This window comes from Chitiniphilus eburneus (genome assembly GCF_005048205.1).
In the GTDB taxonomy this organism is placed as follows: Bacteria; Pseudomonadota; Gammaproteobacteria; order Burkholderiales; family Chitinibacteraceae; genus Chitiniphilus; species Chitiniphilus eburneus.
This window is the reverse complement of sequence record NZ_SUMF01000011.1, coordinates 23,888-38,208: the sequence shown is the minus strand read 5'-3', so window position 1 is coordinate 38,208 and position 14,321 is coordinate 23,888. Positions and strand designations below refer to the sequence as shown.

10 protein-coding genes and 1 pseudogene are annotated in these 14,321 nt (G+C 64.7%); 5 read left to right on the top strand and 6 right to left on the bottom strand.

Translation table 11 applies throughout. The features are described from left to right. Nucleotides 1-67 precede the first annotated feature (67 nt). The 6 genes from iscA to FAZ21_RS11105 all read right to left on the bottom strand — a co-directional run bounded on the left by iscA (nucleotide 68) and on the right by FAZ21_RS11105 (nucleotide 5,340). Nucleotides 68-391 (bottom strand): iron-sulfur cluster assembly protein IscA, encoded by a 324-nt coding sequence (gene iscA / locus FAZ21_RS11130; protein WP_136773523.1) that lies wholly within the window; start codon nucleotides 389-391, stop codon nucleotides 68-70. A 21-nt stretch (nucleotides 392-412) separates the two neighbouring features. Further along, nucleotides 413-793, bottom strand: coding sequence for a Fe-S cluster assembly scaffold IscU (iscU, locus tag FAZ21_RS11125; RefSeq protein ID WP_136773522.1), 381 nt, complete (start codon nucleotides 791-793; stop codon nucleotides 413-415). Between the two features lie 132 nt (nucleotides 794-925). Next, nucleotides 926-2,134: an IscS subfamily cysteine desulfurase gene (locus tag FAZ21_RS11120; RefSeq protein WP_136773521.1), complete on the bottom strand. Its 1,209-nt coding sequence runs from the start codon at nucleotides 2,132-2,134 to the stop codon at nucleotides 926-928. Between the two features lie 73 nt (nucleotides 2,135-2,207). Beyond that, nucleotides 2,208-2,702: a Fe-S cluster assembly transcriptional regulator IscR gene (gene iscR / locus FAZ21_RS11115; protein ID WP_136773520.1), complete on the bottom strand. Its 495-nt coding sequence runs from the start codon at nucleotides 2,700-2,702 to the stop codon at nucleotides 2,208-2,210. A 110-nt stretch (nucleotides 2,703-2,812) separates the two neighbouring features. After that, nucleotides 2,813-3,568 carry a serine O-acetyltransferase gene (gene cysE / locus FAZ21_RS11110; protein WP_136773519.1) on the bottom strand — a complete coding sequence of 252 codons (756 nt, stop codon included), beginning with the start codon at nucleotides 3,566-3,568 and terminating at the stop codon, nucleotides 2,813-2,815. Nucleotides 3,569-3,714: 146 nt separating this feature from the next. Further along, complete coding sequence (locus FAZ21_RS11105; RefSeq protein ID WP_136773518.1) at nucleotides 3,715-5,340, bottom strand: alpha-amylase family glycosyl hydrolase; 1,626 nt, start codon at nucleotides 5,338-5,340, stop codon at nucleotides 3,715-3,717. Nucleotides 5,341-5,544: 204 nt separating this feature from the next. Here FAZ21_RS11105 and glgB point away from each other — a divergent pair. The 5 genes and pseudogenes from glgB to glgA all read left to right on the top strand — a co-directional run. Then, nucleotides 5,545-7,710 (top strand): annotated as a pseudogene (gene glgB / locus FAZ21_RS11100) (1,4-alpha-glucan branching protein GlgB); the annotation flags it as partial. A gap of 1 nt (nucleotide 7,711) precedes the next feature. Then, nucleotides 7,712-9,772, top strand: coding sequence for a glycogen debranching protein GlgX (gene glgX, locus FAZ21_RS11095; protein WP_136773517.1), 2,061 nt, complete (start codon nucleotides 7,712-7,714; stop codon nucleotides 9,770-9,772). Further along, nucleotides 9,769-11,400 (top strand): alpha-D-glucose phosphate-specific phosphoglucomutase, encoded by a 1,632-nt coding sequence (locus FAZ21_RS11090; protein ID WP_136773516.1) that lies wholly within the window; start codon nucleotides 9,769-9,771, stop codon nucleotides 11,398-11,400. The genes glgX and FAZ21_RS11090 overlap by 4 nt, the downstream gene beginning before the upstream one ends. A 76-nt stretch (nucleotides 11,401-11,476) precedes the next feature. Beyond that, the gene (gene glgC / locus FAZ21_RS11085) at nucleotides 11,477-12,760 is read left to right on the top strand and encodes a glucose-1-phosphate adenylyltransferase (protein ID WP_136773515.1); all 1,284 of its coding nucleotides are present in this window, start codon (nucleotides 11,477-11,479) and stop codon (nucleotides 12,758-12,760) included. A 130-nt stretch (nucleotides 12,761-12,890) separates the two neighbouring features. Beyond that, on the top strand, nucleotides 12,891-14,315 hold the full coding sequence (gene glgA / locus FAZ21_RS11080) for a glycogen synthase GlgA (protein ID WP_136773514.1): 1,425 nt from the start codon (nucleotides 12,891-12,893) through the stop codon (nucleotides 14,313-14,315). Nucleotides 14,316-14,321 lie beyond the last annotated feature (6 nt).

The following is a 14,321-nucleotide window of genomic DNA, read 5'->3' as shown; positions in this document are numbered from 1 at the left end:
GCGGCGCACCGCAAGGGCTTCGCTCCCCCTCTTGCGTTTCTCCCTTCGGGCGCGAGCGCCGGTCAGATCAAACGTGGAAGCTTTCGCCGCAACCGCACTCGTTCTTTACGTTGGGGTTGTTGAACTGGAACCCCTCGTTCAGCCCTTCCTTGGCGTAGTCCAGCTCGGTGCCGTCGATATAGGGCAGCGATTTCGCATCGGTGTAGATGCGCACGCCATGGCTTTCGAACACCAGATCGGTTTCGGCGGCCACATCGACGAACTCCAGCTTGTAGGCCATGCCGGAGCAGCCGGCGGTCTTGACCGCCAGCCGCACGCCCAGGCCCTTGCCGCGTCGGGCGAGGAAGCCGGCGACGTGACTGGCGGCGCGCTCGGAAAGGGTGAGTGCCATGGGAGCTCCTTGAACCAGTAGTTAGCCGTGTTTCTTGCGATAGTCCTCGACCGCCGCCTTGATGGCGTCCTCGGCCAGGATCGAGCAATGGATCTTCACCGGCGGCAGCGCCAGCTCTTCGGCGATCTGGGTGTTCTTGATCGACATCGCTTCGTCCAGCGTCTTGCCCTTCACCCACTCGGTAATCAGCGACGACGAAGCGATGGCCGACCCACAGCCGTAGGTCTTGAACTTGGCGTCCTGGATCACGCCATCGGCGCCCACCTTGATCTGTAGCTTCATCACGTCGCCACAGGCCGGCGCGCCGACCATGCCAGTGCCGACCGTCTCGTCGCCCTTCTCGAAGGAACCGACGTTGCGGGGGTGTTCGTAGTGGTCCAGGACCTTTTCGCTGTATGCCATGTTGCTACTCCAGTGAGGGGTGAGGGGAGAGGAGTGAGGTGCAACCCCGGCTCCGTGCTCGCCCATCCCATATCTATTCGCTGGCGCTGGGTGCTTCGGGTTTTGCCCCTCACACCTTACGCCTCACTCAAATCAGTGCGCTGCCCACTCGATGGTGTTCAGGTCGATACCGTCCTTGTACATCTCCCACAGCGGCGACAGTTCGCGCAGCTTGCCGATCTTTTCGTGAATCAGCTTGATGGTGAAGTCGATGTCTTCGACCGTGGTGAAGCGGCCGATGGTGAAGCGGATCGACGAATGCGCCAGTTCGTCCGAGCGGCCCAGCGCGCGCAGCACGTAGGAGGGCTCCAGCGAGGCGGAGGTACAGGCCGAGCCGCTCGATACCGCCAGGTCCTTCAGCGCCATGATCAGGCTTTCGCCCTCGACGAAGTTGAAGCTGACATTCAGGTTGTGCGGCACGCGGCGTTCCAGGTCGCCATTCAGGTGCACTTCCTCGATGTCCGACAGGCCGGCCCACAGCCGGTCGCGCAGCATGCGTACGCGTTCCAGCTCGGTGCCCAGATCCTCGCGGGCAATGCGATACGCCTCGCCCATGCCGACGATCTGGTGCGTGGCCAGCGTGCCGGAACGGAACCCGCGCTCGTGGCCGCCGCCGTGCATCTGCGCTTCCAGCCGCACACGCGGCTTGCGGCGGATATACAGCGCGCCGATGCCCTTGGGGCCGTAGGTCTTGTGCGCGGACAGGGCCAGCAGATCGACCTTCACTTTCGACAGATCGATCGCGATCTTGCCGGTGGCCTGCGCGCCGTCCACATGGAAAATGATGCCCTTGCTGCGGCACAGCTCGCCGATGGCTTCGATGTCCTGGATCACGCCGATTTCGTTGTTCACCCACATCACCGATACCAGGATGGTATCCGGGCGGATGGCCGCCTGGAGCGCATCCAGATCGATCAGGCCGTTCTCCTGGACGTTCAGGTAGGTGACTTCGAACCCTTCGCGCTCCAGTTCGCGCATGGTGTCCAGCACCGCCTTGTGCTCGGTCTTCACCGTGATCAGGTGGCGGCCCTTGTCCTGGTAGAAATGCGCGGCGCCCTTGAGCGCCAGGTTGTCCGATTCGGTGGCGCCGGAGGTCCAGACGATTTCCTTCGGGTCGCAGTTGAGCAAGGCCGCAACCTGTTCGCGCGCTTCCTCGACCGCGGCTTCCGCTTCCCAGCCGAAGGCGTGCGAACGGCTCGCCGGGTTGCCGAAATGCTCGGTCAGCCAGGGAATCATCTGTTGCGCCACGCGCGGATCGACCGGCGTGGTAGCGGAATAATCGAGGTAGATCGGGGTTTTCATCTGGCGGGTTGCTCCAATTTTCGTCTCGGCCTGCCGGGCCGATTCAATGCTGTGCGTGTTCGGGGGCCGGCGCTTACAACGGCGTGGTCGCCCCGGTACGTTCGATGTTCTTGTGGCGCTGGTCATGCAGCACGCCGGCACATTCGGCCTTGCGGCGCTGCTTCTCCTGCTGCTCCGCCAGCAACTGCGCCAGCGTGATGCCCGACAGGTAGTCGTAGATGGTGCGGTTCAGACTGGCCCACAGGTCGTGCGTCATGCAGCGACGGTCGTCCAGACAGTTTTCCTTGCCACCGCATTGCGTGGCATCCAGCGGTTCATCCACGGCACAGATGATGGCTGCCACAGTGATCTCGGCGGCCGGGCGTGCCAGGCAATAGCCGCCGCCCGGACCACGCACGCTGTCCACCAGCTCGCGGCGGCGCAGTTTGCCGAACAACTGCTCCAGGTAGGACAGCGAGATATGCTGGCGCTCGCTGATCCCGGCCAGCGTCACCGGGCCGCTGGCTTCGCGCATGGCGAGGTCCAGCATAGCGGTAACGGCAAAACGGCCCTTGGTGGTAAGGCGCATCGCGGTGTCTCAGGGTGGCTTGGTTCGGGCGTATCGTAAAATAACCTAGTGTTTTAGTCAACTAAAAGACTGACTCGTTCACTCGGGTATTGCGGAGCCGGCGCGGGCCTTCAATCGACGATCTTGTTCAGATAGTTGGGATCGAAACGATCCGCCGTGGCGCGTTCCTCGGCACAATCGATGCCCAGTTGCTCCAGCTTCTTCAGGATGGCGTCGATCTTGTGATCGGTGGTGACCGAGTGGTCGAGCATGCCGTGGATGGCCTTGACCACCGGATCGTTCATGTCGCCGGAGATGCCGTAGGCGGAGAAGCCCAGCGCCTCGGCCTTTTCCTCGCGCGCCGACTGCTGCTCGTCGGCCTCGATCACCCGCGCTGGAATGCCGACCGCGGTGGCGCCGGGCGGAACCGGCTTGACCACCACCGCGTTGGAGCCCACCTTGGCCCCGCTGCCGATGGTGACCGGCCCCAGGATCTTGGCGCCGGCGCCGACGATCACGCCGGCTTCCAGCGTGGGGTGGCGCTTGCCGTGGTTCCACGATGTGCCGCCCAGCGTGACGCCGTGGTACAGCGTGCAATCGTCGCCGATCTCGGCGGTCTCGCCGATGACGATACCCATGCCGTGGTCGATGAACACGCGACGGCCGATGGTGGCGCCGGGGTGGATCTCGATCCCGGTGAAGAAGCGCCCCAGGTGCGAGACAAAGCGCGCCAGCCACTTGCAGTCGCGTCGCCACAGCCCGTTGGAGACCAGATGCAGGCTCAGTGCGTGAAAACCGGGGTAACAGGTGACCACTTCCCAGACCGTACGGGCGGCGGGATCGCGGTCGAAGACCACACGGATGTTTTCACGCAGGCGGTCGAGCATGGCGAGCAGGCGAGGTGGGGGAAAGGCCGAGTATTTTACTCGACTTTCCGCACGCTGTGTAAGGTGGGGCATCGCGGCGAGGGGCCCGCGCCACTGGCGCGTTACGTCGCTGCCGCGGCCTCGACGTAACCCCTCGACGTACCGGCTCACAAGGTCCAGAAACCGCCGCCCCAGGGGGCGAACTGCAATACCTTGCCGTCGATGCTCGCGCCGGACAGACCATGCCCCGCCAGTGGCTGCGCACCTTGCAACTGCTTGGGCAGCGACCAGCGTTGCGGCGCGCCGCTCAGGTTGAACATGCCGCAAAGACGCTGATTACCCAGCGTACGAATCTGGATCAGCAACGGCTCGGGCGCGCGTACGAACTCGATCTCGCCCAGGATCAGCGTCGGCTGGCCGCGACGCCAGGCCAGGAACGCGCGCACGAAGTTGAGGATGGAATCGGACGGTGTTTCCTGGGTATCCGCCGCGCGCGCCAGGTGCGCGGCGGGCACCGGTAGCCAGGGCTGGCTATTGGTAAAGCCGCCCGCCGGGGCGTCCTTGTGCCATGGCATGGGCGTACGGCAACCATCGCGGCCCTTGAAGTCGGGCCAGAAGGCCTTGCCGTAGGGGTCTTGCAGCAACTCGTAGGGGATGTCCGCCTCGGGCAGGCCCAGCTCGTCGCCCTGGTACAGGCAGGCGGAGCCGCGCAACGTAGTGGCCAGTGCGGTCAGCAGCTTGGGGCAGGCGGGGTCCTGGGTATCCTTGCCCCAGCGCGTCAGCACACGCGGGACATCGTGGTTGCCGATCGACCAGCAGACCCAGCCGGGTACCTGGTAGCGGTGGAAGGCGCGCTCCATGTGCGACACCTGTTCCTCGATGAAGCTGGCGGAAAAATCCTCGGTCAGCAGCGTAAAGCTGTAGGCCTGGTTCAGCTTGTCGTCGCCGCCGGTGTATTCGGCCAGCCTTCCCAGCGAATCGTCGTCGCCGATTTCGCCCATGCTGCAGGCACCGTAACGGTCGAGCAGCTTGCGTAGCCGTTGCAGGAACAGCAGATTCTGCGGGCGCGATTTGTCGTAGCGGTGGCTTTGCATGCCGTAGGGGTTCACATCGGACACATTAGTGTGGTCCGCGTGCTCGGCCGGCGGGTTGTTGCGCAGCTTCTTGTCGTGGAAATGGTAGTTGCAGGCATCGAAGCGAAAACCATCGACGCCGCGTTTCAGCCAGAACTCCACCGCGTCGAGCAGCGCCTGCTGGACTTCCGGGTGGTGGAAATTCAGATCGGGCTGGCTGGCCAGGAAGTTGTGCATGTAGAACTGTCGGCGCCGGCTGTCCCACTGCCAGGCGCTGCCGCCGAACACCGACAGCCAGTTGGTCGGCGGGGTGCCATCCGGGTTCGGATCGGCCCAGACATACCAGTCGGCCTTGGGATTGTCGCGGCTGGAACGCGATTCGACGAACCAGGGATGCAGGTCGGAACTGTGCGACAGCACCTGGTCGATAATCAGTTTCAAATCATGGCGATGCACTTCCGCCAGCAGCGCGTCGAAATCGGCCAGCGTGCCGAACAAGGGATCGACGTCGCAATAGTCGGCGACGTCATAGCCGAAATCCTTCATCGGCGATTTGAAAAAAGGCGAAATCCAGATCGCGTCCACGTTCAACGACTTCAGGTAGCCCACCTTTTCGGTGATACCCGGCAGATCGCCGATACCGTCACCATTGCTGTCTTTAAAACTGCGCGGGTAAATCTGATAGATGACCCCGCCACGCCACCATTGCGTCTTTTTCACCACCGCCCTCCTTGAATTGACGCTTAAGCTGACCTCGCATTCACTGCGGTTGTCGCTTAAGCCACGACGAGATAATGTGGCACTGATGTTGTAATGCAGCAAATATCAATTCTGCACCACGCGCTATAAAACAATGTCGGGTCGTCAGCCGATTCCAACCCAAGTTCCCCGGATTTCGACATGCCTTATTACCTTCCCGCTTCCACGATCGATGCGCTAATGCGTGCCAATCACACCGACCCGTTCGCCGTGCTCGGCATGCATGAGCTGGAAGGCCGGCTGACGGTCGCCACGCTGCAACCGGGCGCGACCGCCGTGGCGGTGATCGACGCCAAGACCGGCCGGCGGGTCGCCGAGCTGCAATGCACCGATCCGCGCGGCTTTTTCGAGGGCGCCATCGCCCGCCGCAAACAACGCTTCGCCTATCGCCTGGCCGTCACCTGGGACGGCGTGGAAGTCGAACTGGAAGACCCTTACCGCTTTCCACCGGTGCTGGGCGATCAGGATGTCTGGTTGTTGTCCGAAGGCACGCACCTGCGCCCCTACGAACGTCTTGGCGCCCATTGGCGCGAACTGGAAGGCATCGGCGGCACCGCCTTCGCCGTCTGGGCGCCCAACGCGCAGCGCGTATCGGTGGTGGGCGATTTCAACATGTGGGATGGCCGCCGCCACGTGATGCGGCTGCGTCGCGAATGTGGCATATGGGAGATCTTCATCCCCAACCTGTCGCCCGGCCTGAATTACAAGTTCGAGATCGCCGACCGCTACGGCGCGATCTACCAGAAAGCCGATCCCTACGCCTTTGCCGCCGAGTTGCGGCCGGGCACGGCGTCGCGCATCAACGGCCTGCCGGACTGGGTGGCGCCCAGCGAGGCGCGGCGCCAGGCCAACGCGCTCGATGCGCCGGTCTCGATCTACGAGGTACACCTGGGTTCCTGGCGCCGCGCGCCGGAGGACGGCAATCGCTGGCTGACCTACCGCGAACTGGCCGACACCCTGGTGCCTTACGCGGTGGACATGGGCTTTACCCACCTGGAACTGTTGCCTGTCAGCGAGCATCCCTTCGACGGCTCGTGGGGTTATCAGCCGCTGGGGCTGTATGCGCCGACCAGCCGCTTCGGTTCGCCCGCCGACTTCCGTTATTTCGTCGAACGCGCGCATACCGCCGGGCTGGGCGTATTGCTGGACTGGGTGCCCGGCCATTTCCCGAGCGATCAGTTCGGGCTGGCCTATTTCGACGGCTCGCACCTGTTCGAGCATTCGGACCCACGCGAAGGCTTCCACCAGGACTGGAACACGCTGATCTACAACTTTGGCCGCAACGAAGTGCGCAATTTCCTGATCGGCAATGCGCTGTACTGGATCGAACGTTATGGCATCGACGGCCTGCGCGTGGATGCGGTGGCGTCGATGCTGTATCGCGACTACTCGCGCCAGGAGGGAGAATGGGTGCCCAACGAGTTCGGTGGGCGCGAGAACCTGGAAGCCATCGATTTCCTGCGCCGCATGAACCAGACGGTGGGGGTCGAGCGCCCCGAGGCCACCACCATTGCCGAGGAATCGACGGCGTTCCCGGCGGTGAGCCGGCCGCCGGACATGGGCGGGCTGGGGTTCCACTTCAAGTGGAACATGGGCTGGATGCACGACACGCTGAACTACATGGCGAAAGACCCGGTATATCGCCAGCACCATCACAACCAGATGACCTTCGGCCTGATGTACGCCTTCACCGAGAACTTCGTGTTGCCGCTATCGCACGACGAAGTGGTGCACGGCAAGGGTTCGCTGCTGTCGCGCATGCCGGGCGATGCCTGGCAGCAGTTCGCCAACCTGCGCGCCTACTACGCCTTCATGTGGGCGCATCCGGGCAAGAAGCTGCTGTTCATGGGCGGCGAGTTCGCCCAGGGGCGCGAATGGAACCACGACGATAGCCTGGACTGGCACCTGCTGGACCCGGATGCGGGTGGCCCGTGGCATGCCGGCGTGCAATCGCTGGTGCGCGACCTCAACCATGTCTACCGTGCCCAGCGCGCGCTGCACGCGGTCGATTTCGATCCGAAGGGCTTCCAGTGGCTGATCGGCGATGACGCGGCCAACTCGGTCTACGCCTTCGTGCGCCATGCCGATGATGGCAGCGAGCCGGTGATCGTGGTCTGCAATTTCACGCCGGTACCGCGCACCGGCTACCGTGTCGGCGTGCCGCAGGCCGGGCGCTACCTGGAGTTGCTGAACACCGACTCCAGCTACTATGGCGGTAGCAACACCGGCAATGTTGCTGCGGAAACCGAGGCGGTGGCGGCGCACAACCAGGCGCAATCGCTGCTGCTGACCATTCCCCCGCTGGCCACCATTTACCTGCAACGAGGCTGAAATGACCCCCGGTCACCCGTATCCGCTGGGCGCCACCGTCGTGGAGGAGGGGGTCAATTTCGCGTTGTTCGCCAGCAACGCCACGCGGGTGGTGCTGTGTCTGTACGACGCCAATGGCCGCGAGGAGATCGCGCGCCACGACCTGCCGGCGAATACGCATGGCGTATGGCACGGCGTGGTGCCAGGGCTGACGGCGGGCGCGATCTACGGTTACCGCGTCCATGGCCCGTGGGCGCCGCGCGAAGGGCATCGGCACAACGCCAACAAACTGCTGCTCGATCCCTACGCCCGCGATGTGATCGGCAGCTATCTCGATCATCCCGATTTCAACGGCGACGACGTGGGCGATCCCGACAGCCCGGACCCGGTGGACAACGGCCCGCTGGCGCCGAAGGCCAGGGTGATCGACGAACTGTACGACTGGGGCGACGACGCCCACCCGGAAACGCCGTGGTCCGCCACCGTGCTCTACGAAGCGCATGTGAAGGGCCTGACCATGCGCCATCCGGCGCTGCCGCCGGAGCTGCGCGGCAGTTATGCCGGGCTGGCGCACCCGGCGGTGATCGCGCACCTCAAGCGGATGGGCATCACCGCCGTGCAGTTGCTGCCGATCCATGCGCATGCCGACGAGCCGCGCCTGCAACGCATGGGGTTGTCCAACTACTGGGGCTACAACACGCTGTCGTTCTTCGCGCCGGAGGCGCACTACTGGTCGGGCCAGGGCGGCACGCCGCTGTCGGAGTTCCGCGATGCGGTCAAGGCGCTGCACGCGGCCGGCATCGAGGTGATCCTCGACGTGGTCTACAACCACTACGCCGAACTCGACGCCCTCGGCCCCACCTTGTCGCTGCGCGGCGTGGACAACAAGAGCTACTACGTTCTCGACAGCCAGGGCGGCTACGAAAACTGGACCGGATGCGGCAACGTGCTCAACCTGGGCCATCCGCGCGTGATCCAGCTGGTGATGGACAGCCTGCGCTACTGGGCGGACACCTGCCGCGTCGATGGCTTCCGTTTCGACCTGGCGCCCATACTCGGGCGGACGCCGCGTTTTTCCGATGCCGCGCCGCTGCTGTCGGCCATCGCACAGGACCCGTTGCTCGGCCGTCTCAAGCTGATCGCCGAACCCTGGGATATCGGCCCGTTCGGCTACCAGCTCGGGCATTTCCCACCGGGCTGGGCCGAATGGAACGATCAGTATCGTGACACCATGCGCCGCTTCTGGCTGCACGACGGCGTCACGCGCGGGCAGTTCGCCCAGCGGCTGGCAGCCTCCAGCGACCTGTTCCAGCATCACATGCGCAAGCCATGGGCGAGTGTCAATTTCGTCACCGCGCACGATGGTTTCACCCTGGCCGACCTGACCAGCTACAACCGCAAGCACAACCTCGCCAACGGCGAGCACAACCGCGACGGCCATAACCAGAACCAGAGCTGGAACTGCGGCGTAGAAGGCCCAACCACCGATGAGGGCATCGCCCTGGTGCGCCACCGTGCGCAAAAGGCGCTGCTGGCCACGCTACTGTTGTCGCACGGTACGCCGATGTTGCTGGCCGGCGACGAGCTGGGCCAAAGCCAGGGCGGCAACAACAACGCCTATTGCCAGGACAACGACATCACCTGGCTGGACTGGGGTACCGGCGAAGGACTGCATGCCGAGTTCATTGGGGAACTGGTGCAGTTGCGCCGCCAGTGCCCGGTACTGACCAGCGGCGAATGGTGGCAGGGCGAGGCGCGGGAAAGCGGTTTTCCCGACGTCGAATGGTTCAACCCGTCCGGCGAGCCGCTGCGTCCCCACGATTGGGAAGACAACGCCGGCCGCGCGCTGGGTGTGAAGCTCTCCGGGTTTTTCCTGGTGCTGATCAACGCCTCCGCCAACCAGGTGCCATTCCGGCTACCGCCGGGTTGCTGGCGAGTGCGGCTGGCCAGCACCGAGGATCGCGACTCCGCGTTGCACCAGGGCGAATGCCGCGTGGCGGCGCGTAGCCTGACCGTTTTGATCGAGGATGCCTGCGAGCCGGGCCTCTTCGCCAGCCCATTTCATTCCGAGGAAGCGATATGACAATCAAGACCGTGGCCACGCGGCCGTTCGAAGGGCAGAAGCCCGGCACCTCCGGCCTGCGCAAAAAAGTGGGCGTGTTCCAGCAGCCGCATTACCTGGAAAATTTCGTCCAGAGCATTTTCGACGCACTGGGCGGTGTTGCCGGCAAGACACTGGTGCTGGGCGGCGATGGCCGCTACCACAACCGCGAGGCGGTGCAGATCATCCTGAAGATGGCCGCCGCCAATGGCGCGGCGCGGGTGCTGGTGGGGCAGGGCGGATTGCTGTCCACCCCCGCGGTCAGCGCGGTGATCCGCAAGTACGGCACCTCGGGCGGCATCGTGCTGTCGGCATCGCACAACCCCGGCGGACCGGATGGCGATTTCGGCATCAAGTACAACATCGACAATGGCGGCCCGGCCCCGGAAAAAGTGACCGAAGCCATCTATGCGCGCAGCTTGCAGATCAGCGAGTACCGCATCGTCGATGCGCCGGACGTAGACATCGACATCGTCGGCGACAGCACGCTGGGCGCCATGCAGGTAGCGGTGATCGATCCGGTGGCCGACTACGCCGAACTGATGGAATCGCTATTCGATTTCGCCGCCATCCGTGCCTGGTTCGCCGCCGGCCATACTGCCTGCTTCGACGCGATGCATGCGATTTCCGGCCCCTACGCGATCCGCCTGCTGGAGCAGACGCTGGGTGCGCGGCGCGGCACCGTCATCAACGGCACGCCTTTGCCCGATTTCGGCGGCGGGCATCCCGATCCCAACCCGGCGTACGCCACCGAGCTGATCGGCCTGATGGACGGCAACGACGCACCCGACTTCGGCGGCGCCAGCGATGGCGACGCCGACCGCAACATGATCGTCGGCCGCAAGCTGGTGGTGTCGCCGTCGGACAGCCTGGCGATCCTGGCCGCCAATGCCACGCTGGTGCCGGCCTATGCCGGTGGTCTGAAAGGCGTGGCGCGCTCCATGCCCACCTCGTGCGCGGTCGATGCCGTGGCGCGACACCTGGGCATCCCCGCGTTCGAAACGCCCACCGGCTGGAAATTCTTCGGCAACCTGCTCGATGCCGGCAAGGTCACGCTGTGTGGCGAGGAAAGCTACGGCACCGGTTCCGATCACGTGCGCGAGAAAGACGGCCTGTGGGCGGTGCTGTGCTGGCTGAATCTGCTGGCCGCCACCGGCAAGAGTGTCAACCGAATCGTCGAGGAACACTGGGCGCGCTTCGGTCGCCATTTCTACAGCCGCCACGATTTCGAAGGCATCGCCACCGACCGGGCCGACGCGCTGATGGCCGCGCTGCGCGACCGGCTCGCCGCCTTGCCGGGCCAGACGCTGCGCGGGCTCACGGTGGAACAGGCGGACGACTTCGCCTACACCGATCCGGTCGATGGTTCGGTGTCGCAAAAGCAGGGCGTGCGCATCGTGTTCGCGGGGGGCTCGCGCGTGGTGTACCGGCTGTCCGGCACGGGTACCGAAGGCGCCACGTTGCGGGTCTATCTTGAACGTTATCAACCGGATGCCGCGCAACACACCGTTCCCACCCAGCAGGCGCTGGCCGACCTGATCGCCATCTCGCGCGAACTGGCCGACATCGCTGGATATACGGGCCATACCGAACCAACCGTTGTGACCTGATTTTTACAGGCACGATTACTGCTGGTCCGGTGGCAACGTACCGTCGGACCCCTCACGTGAATAGGGAGAAGGTCGCATGGAAGAATCTCAACTGATCGACAAAGCCACACTGGCGCGCCAACTGCCGAACAAGGCGGTGGCCCTGGTGCTGGCCGGCGGCCGCGGCTCGCGCCTGAAGGCGCTGACCGATCACCGCGCCAAACCGGCGGTGTATTTCGGCGGCAAGTTCCGCATCATCGATTTCGCGCTGTCCAACTGCCTGAACTCCGGCATCCGCCGCATCGGCGTGGTGACGCAGTACAAATCGCACTCGCTGTTGCGGCATTTGCAAAAGGGCTGGTCATTCCTGCGCAACGAAATGAACGAGTTCGTCGACCTGCTGCCGGCGCAGCAGCGCGTGGACGAGGAACACTGGTATCGCGGCACCGCCGACGCCGTGTACCAGAACATGGACATCATCCGCAGCTACCGCCCGGAATACGTGGTGATCCTGGCCGGCGACCATATCTACAAGATGGACTACGCCCGCATGCTGGTGGACCACGTGCTGTCCGGCGCGCAATGCACGGTGGCCTGCATCGAAGTGCCGCGCATGGAGGCCACGGCCTTCGGCGTGATGCATATCGACGAAGAGCGCCGCATCACCGATTTCCTGGAAAAACCCGCCGATCCGCCGTCCATGCCGGGCAAGCCGGATATCGCCCTGGCGTCGATGGGTGTGTATGTCTTCAATGCGGACTACCTCTACCGCCATCTGGACGACGACCTCGCCAACGAGACATCCGACCACGACTTCGGCAAAGACATCATCCCCAAAGTGGTGAAGGAAGGCGGCGCCATCGCACATCCGTTCTCGCTGTCTTGCGTGAAGTCCGACCCCAACGGGCGCGATTACTGGCGCGACGTGGGTACGGTGGATGCCTATTGGGCCGCCAACCTCGATCTCGCCTCGGTCACGCCGGAACTGGATGTCTACGACCAGGACTGGCCGATCCGCACCTATCAGGAACAGTTGCCGCCGGCCAAGTTCGTCCAGGACCATAACGGCAGCCACGGCATGACGCTCAACTCGCTGGTGTCGGGCGGCAGCATCGTGTCCGGCTCGCTGGTGATCAACTCGGTGCTGTTCTCGCAGGTGCGGGTGCATTCGTTCTGCACCATCGATTCGTCGGTGATCCTGCCGCAGGTGACGGTGGGACGGAATTGCCGCCTGCGCCGCTGCGTGATCGACCGGGCCTGCGAAATTCCCGAAGGCACGGTGATCGGCGAGAACGCGGAGGAGGATTCCCGCCGCTTCTATCGCAGCGAAGGCGGCGTGGTGCTGGTGACCCGCGACATGCTGGCGCGGTTGCAAAAGTAGCAAGGCCGGTTCGCCTCGCCCGGCAGGGCGGGGCGTCGTTATCCGTCGGCGGGCCATGCCCGCCGCATTTCATACGGCTGACAAGCGCGCCGCCCACACTGTGCGCTGGTCTTCCTATCAGGATCGTCCCATGCGCGTGCTGCACGTCTGCTCCGAACTGTATCCCCTGCTCAAGACCGGCGGGCTGGCCGATGTCACCGGCGCCCTGCCGCCGCAACTCAGCCGCCTTGGCGTCGACGTGCGCGTGCTGGTGCCGGGCTTTCCCGCCATCAACGCCGCGCTGGCCGGCGAAGGCGACGTATCCGATGTCGATACGCCCTTCGGCCGCGTGCACCTTTGGTACGCCCGGCTGCCGGGGTCCGAGGTCGGCCTTTACGTCATCGACGCGCCGGGGCTGTATGACCGGCCGGGCAACCCCTACGACGAACACTACGGCGACAACCACCGGCGTTTTGCGCTGCTGTCGTGGATCGCGGCCGAACTGGCCAGCGGGCTGGACGGCTTCTGGCGGCCCGACGTGGTGCACGCGCACGATTGGCACGCCGGCCTGACGCCGGCCTACCTGGCGGCGCGCGGTCGCCCGGCGCGCAGCGTGTTCACCGTGCACAACCTGGCCTACCAGGGCGTGTTCGGTGGCTGGACCTTCGGCGAGCTGGCGCTGCCGCCGCATTTCTTCGACGTGAGCGGCGTGGAGTTCCACGGCAATGTGTCGTTCATGAAGGCCGGCCTGTTCTACGCCGACCACGTCACCACCGTCTCGCCCAGCTATGCCCGCGAAATCACCACGCCGGACCAGGGCTGCGGGCTGGACGGGCTGCTGCGCGATCGTGGTTCCAGCCTGTCGGGCATCCTCAACGGGGTGGACGAAGCGGTGTGGAACCCGGCCAGCGACCCCTTGCTCGAAGTGCCGTACACCGCGGAAAAGCCCGCCGGCAAGGCCAAGAGCCGCGCCGCGCTGCAACGCGACAATGGCCTCGACCTCCAGGACGACGCGCCCATATTCGGCGTGGTCAGCCGGCTGACCGAGCAAAAGGGCCTGCATCTGGTGCTGGAAGCGCTGCCCCGCCTGATCGAAGGCGGCGGGCAGTTCGTCCTGCTGGGGAGCGGTGACCCGCACATGGAAGCGGCCTTCCGCGCCAATGTCGCCGCGTATCCCGGGCGGGTCGCCGTTACCATCGGCTACGATGAAGCTCATTCGCATCGCATCATGGCCGGCGCGGACGTCATCATGGTGCCCAGCCGCTACGAGCCCTGCGGCCTGACTCAGCTATACGGCCTGAAGTACGGGGCGCTGCCGCTGGTGCGGCGGGTGGGCGGGCTGGGCGACACGGTGGTGGACAGCAGCCTGGAAAACCTGGCGGACGACAGCGCCACCGGTTTTGTCTTCGACGACTTCAGCGTGGCTGGCCTGAGCGCGGCCATTCGTCGTGCCTATGCGTTGTGGGGCCGGCCGCGCGACTGGAAGGCCGTGCGCCGCAACGCCATGCAGCAGGATTTCGGCTGGTCGGCTTCGGCGACGGCATACGTGGCGTTGTATCAAAGCCTTCTTGCGTAAAAACCG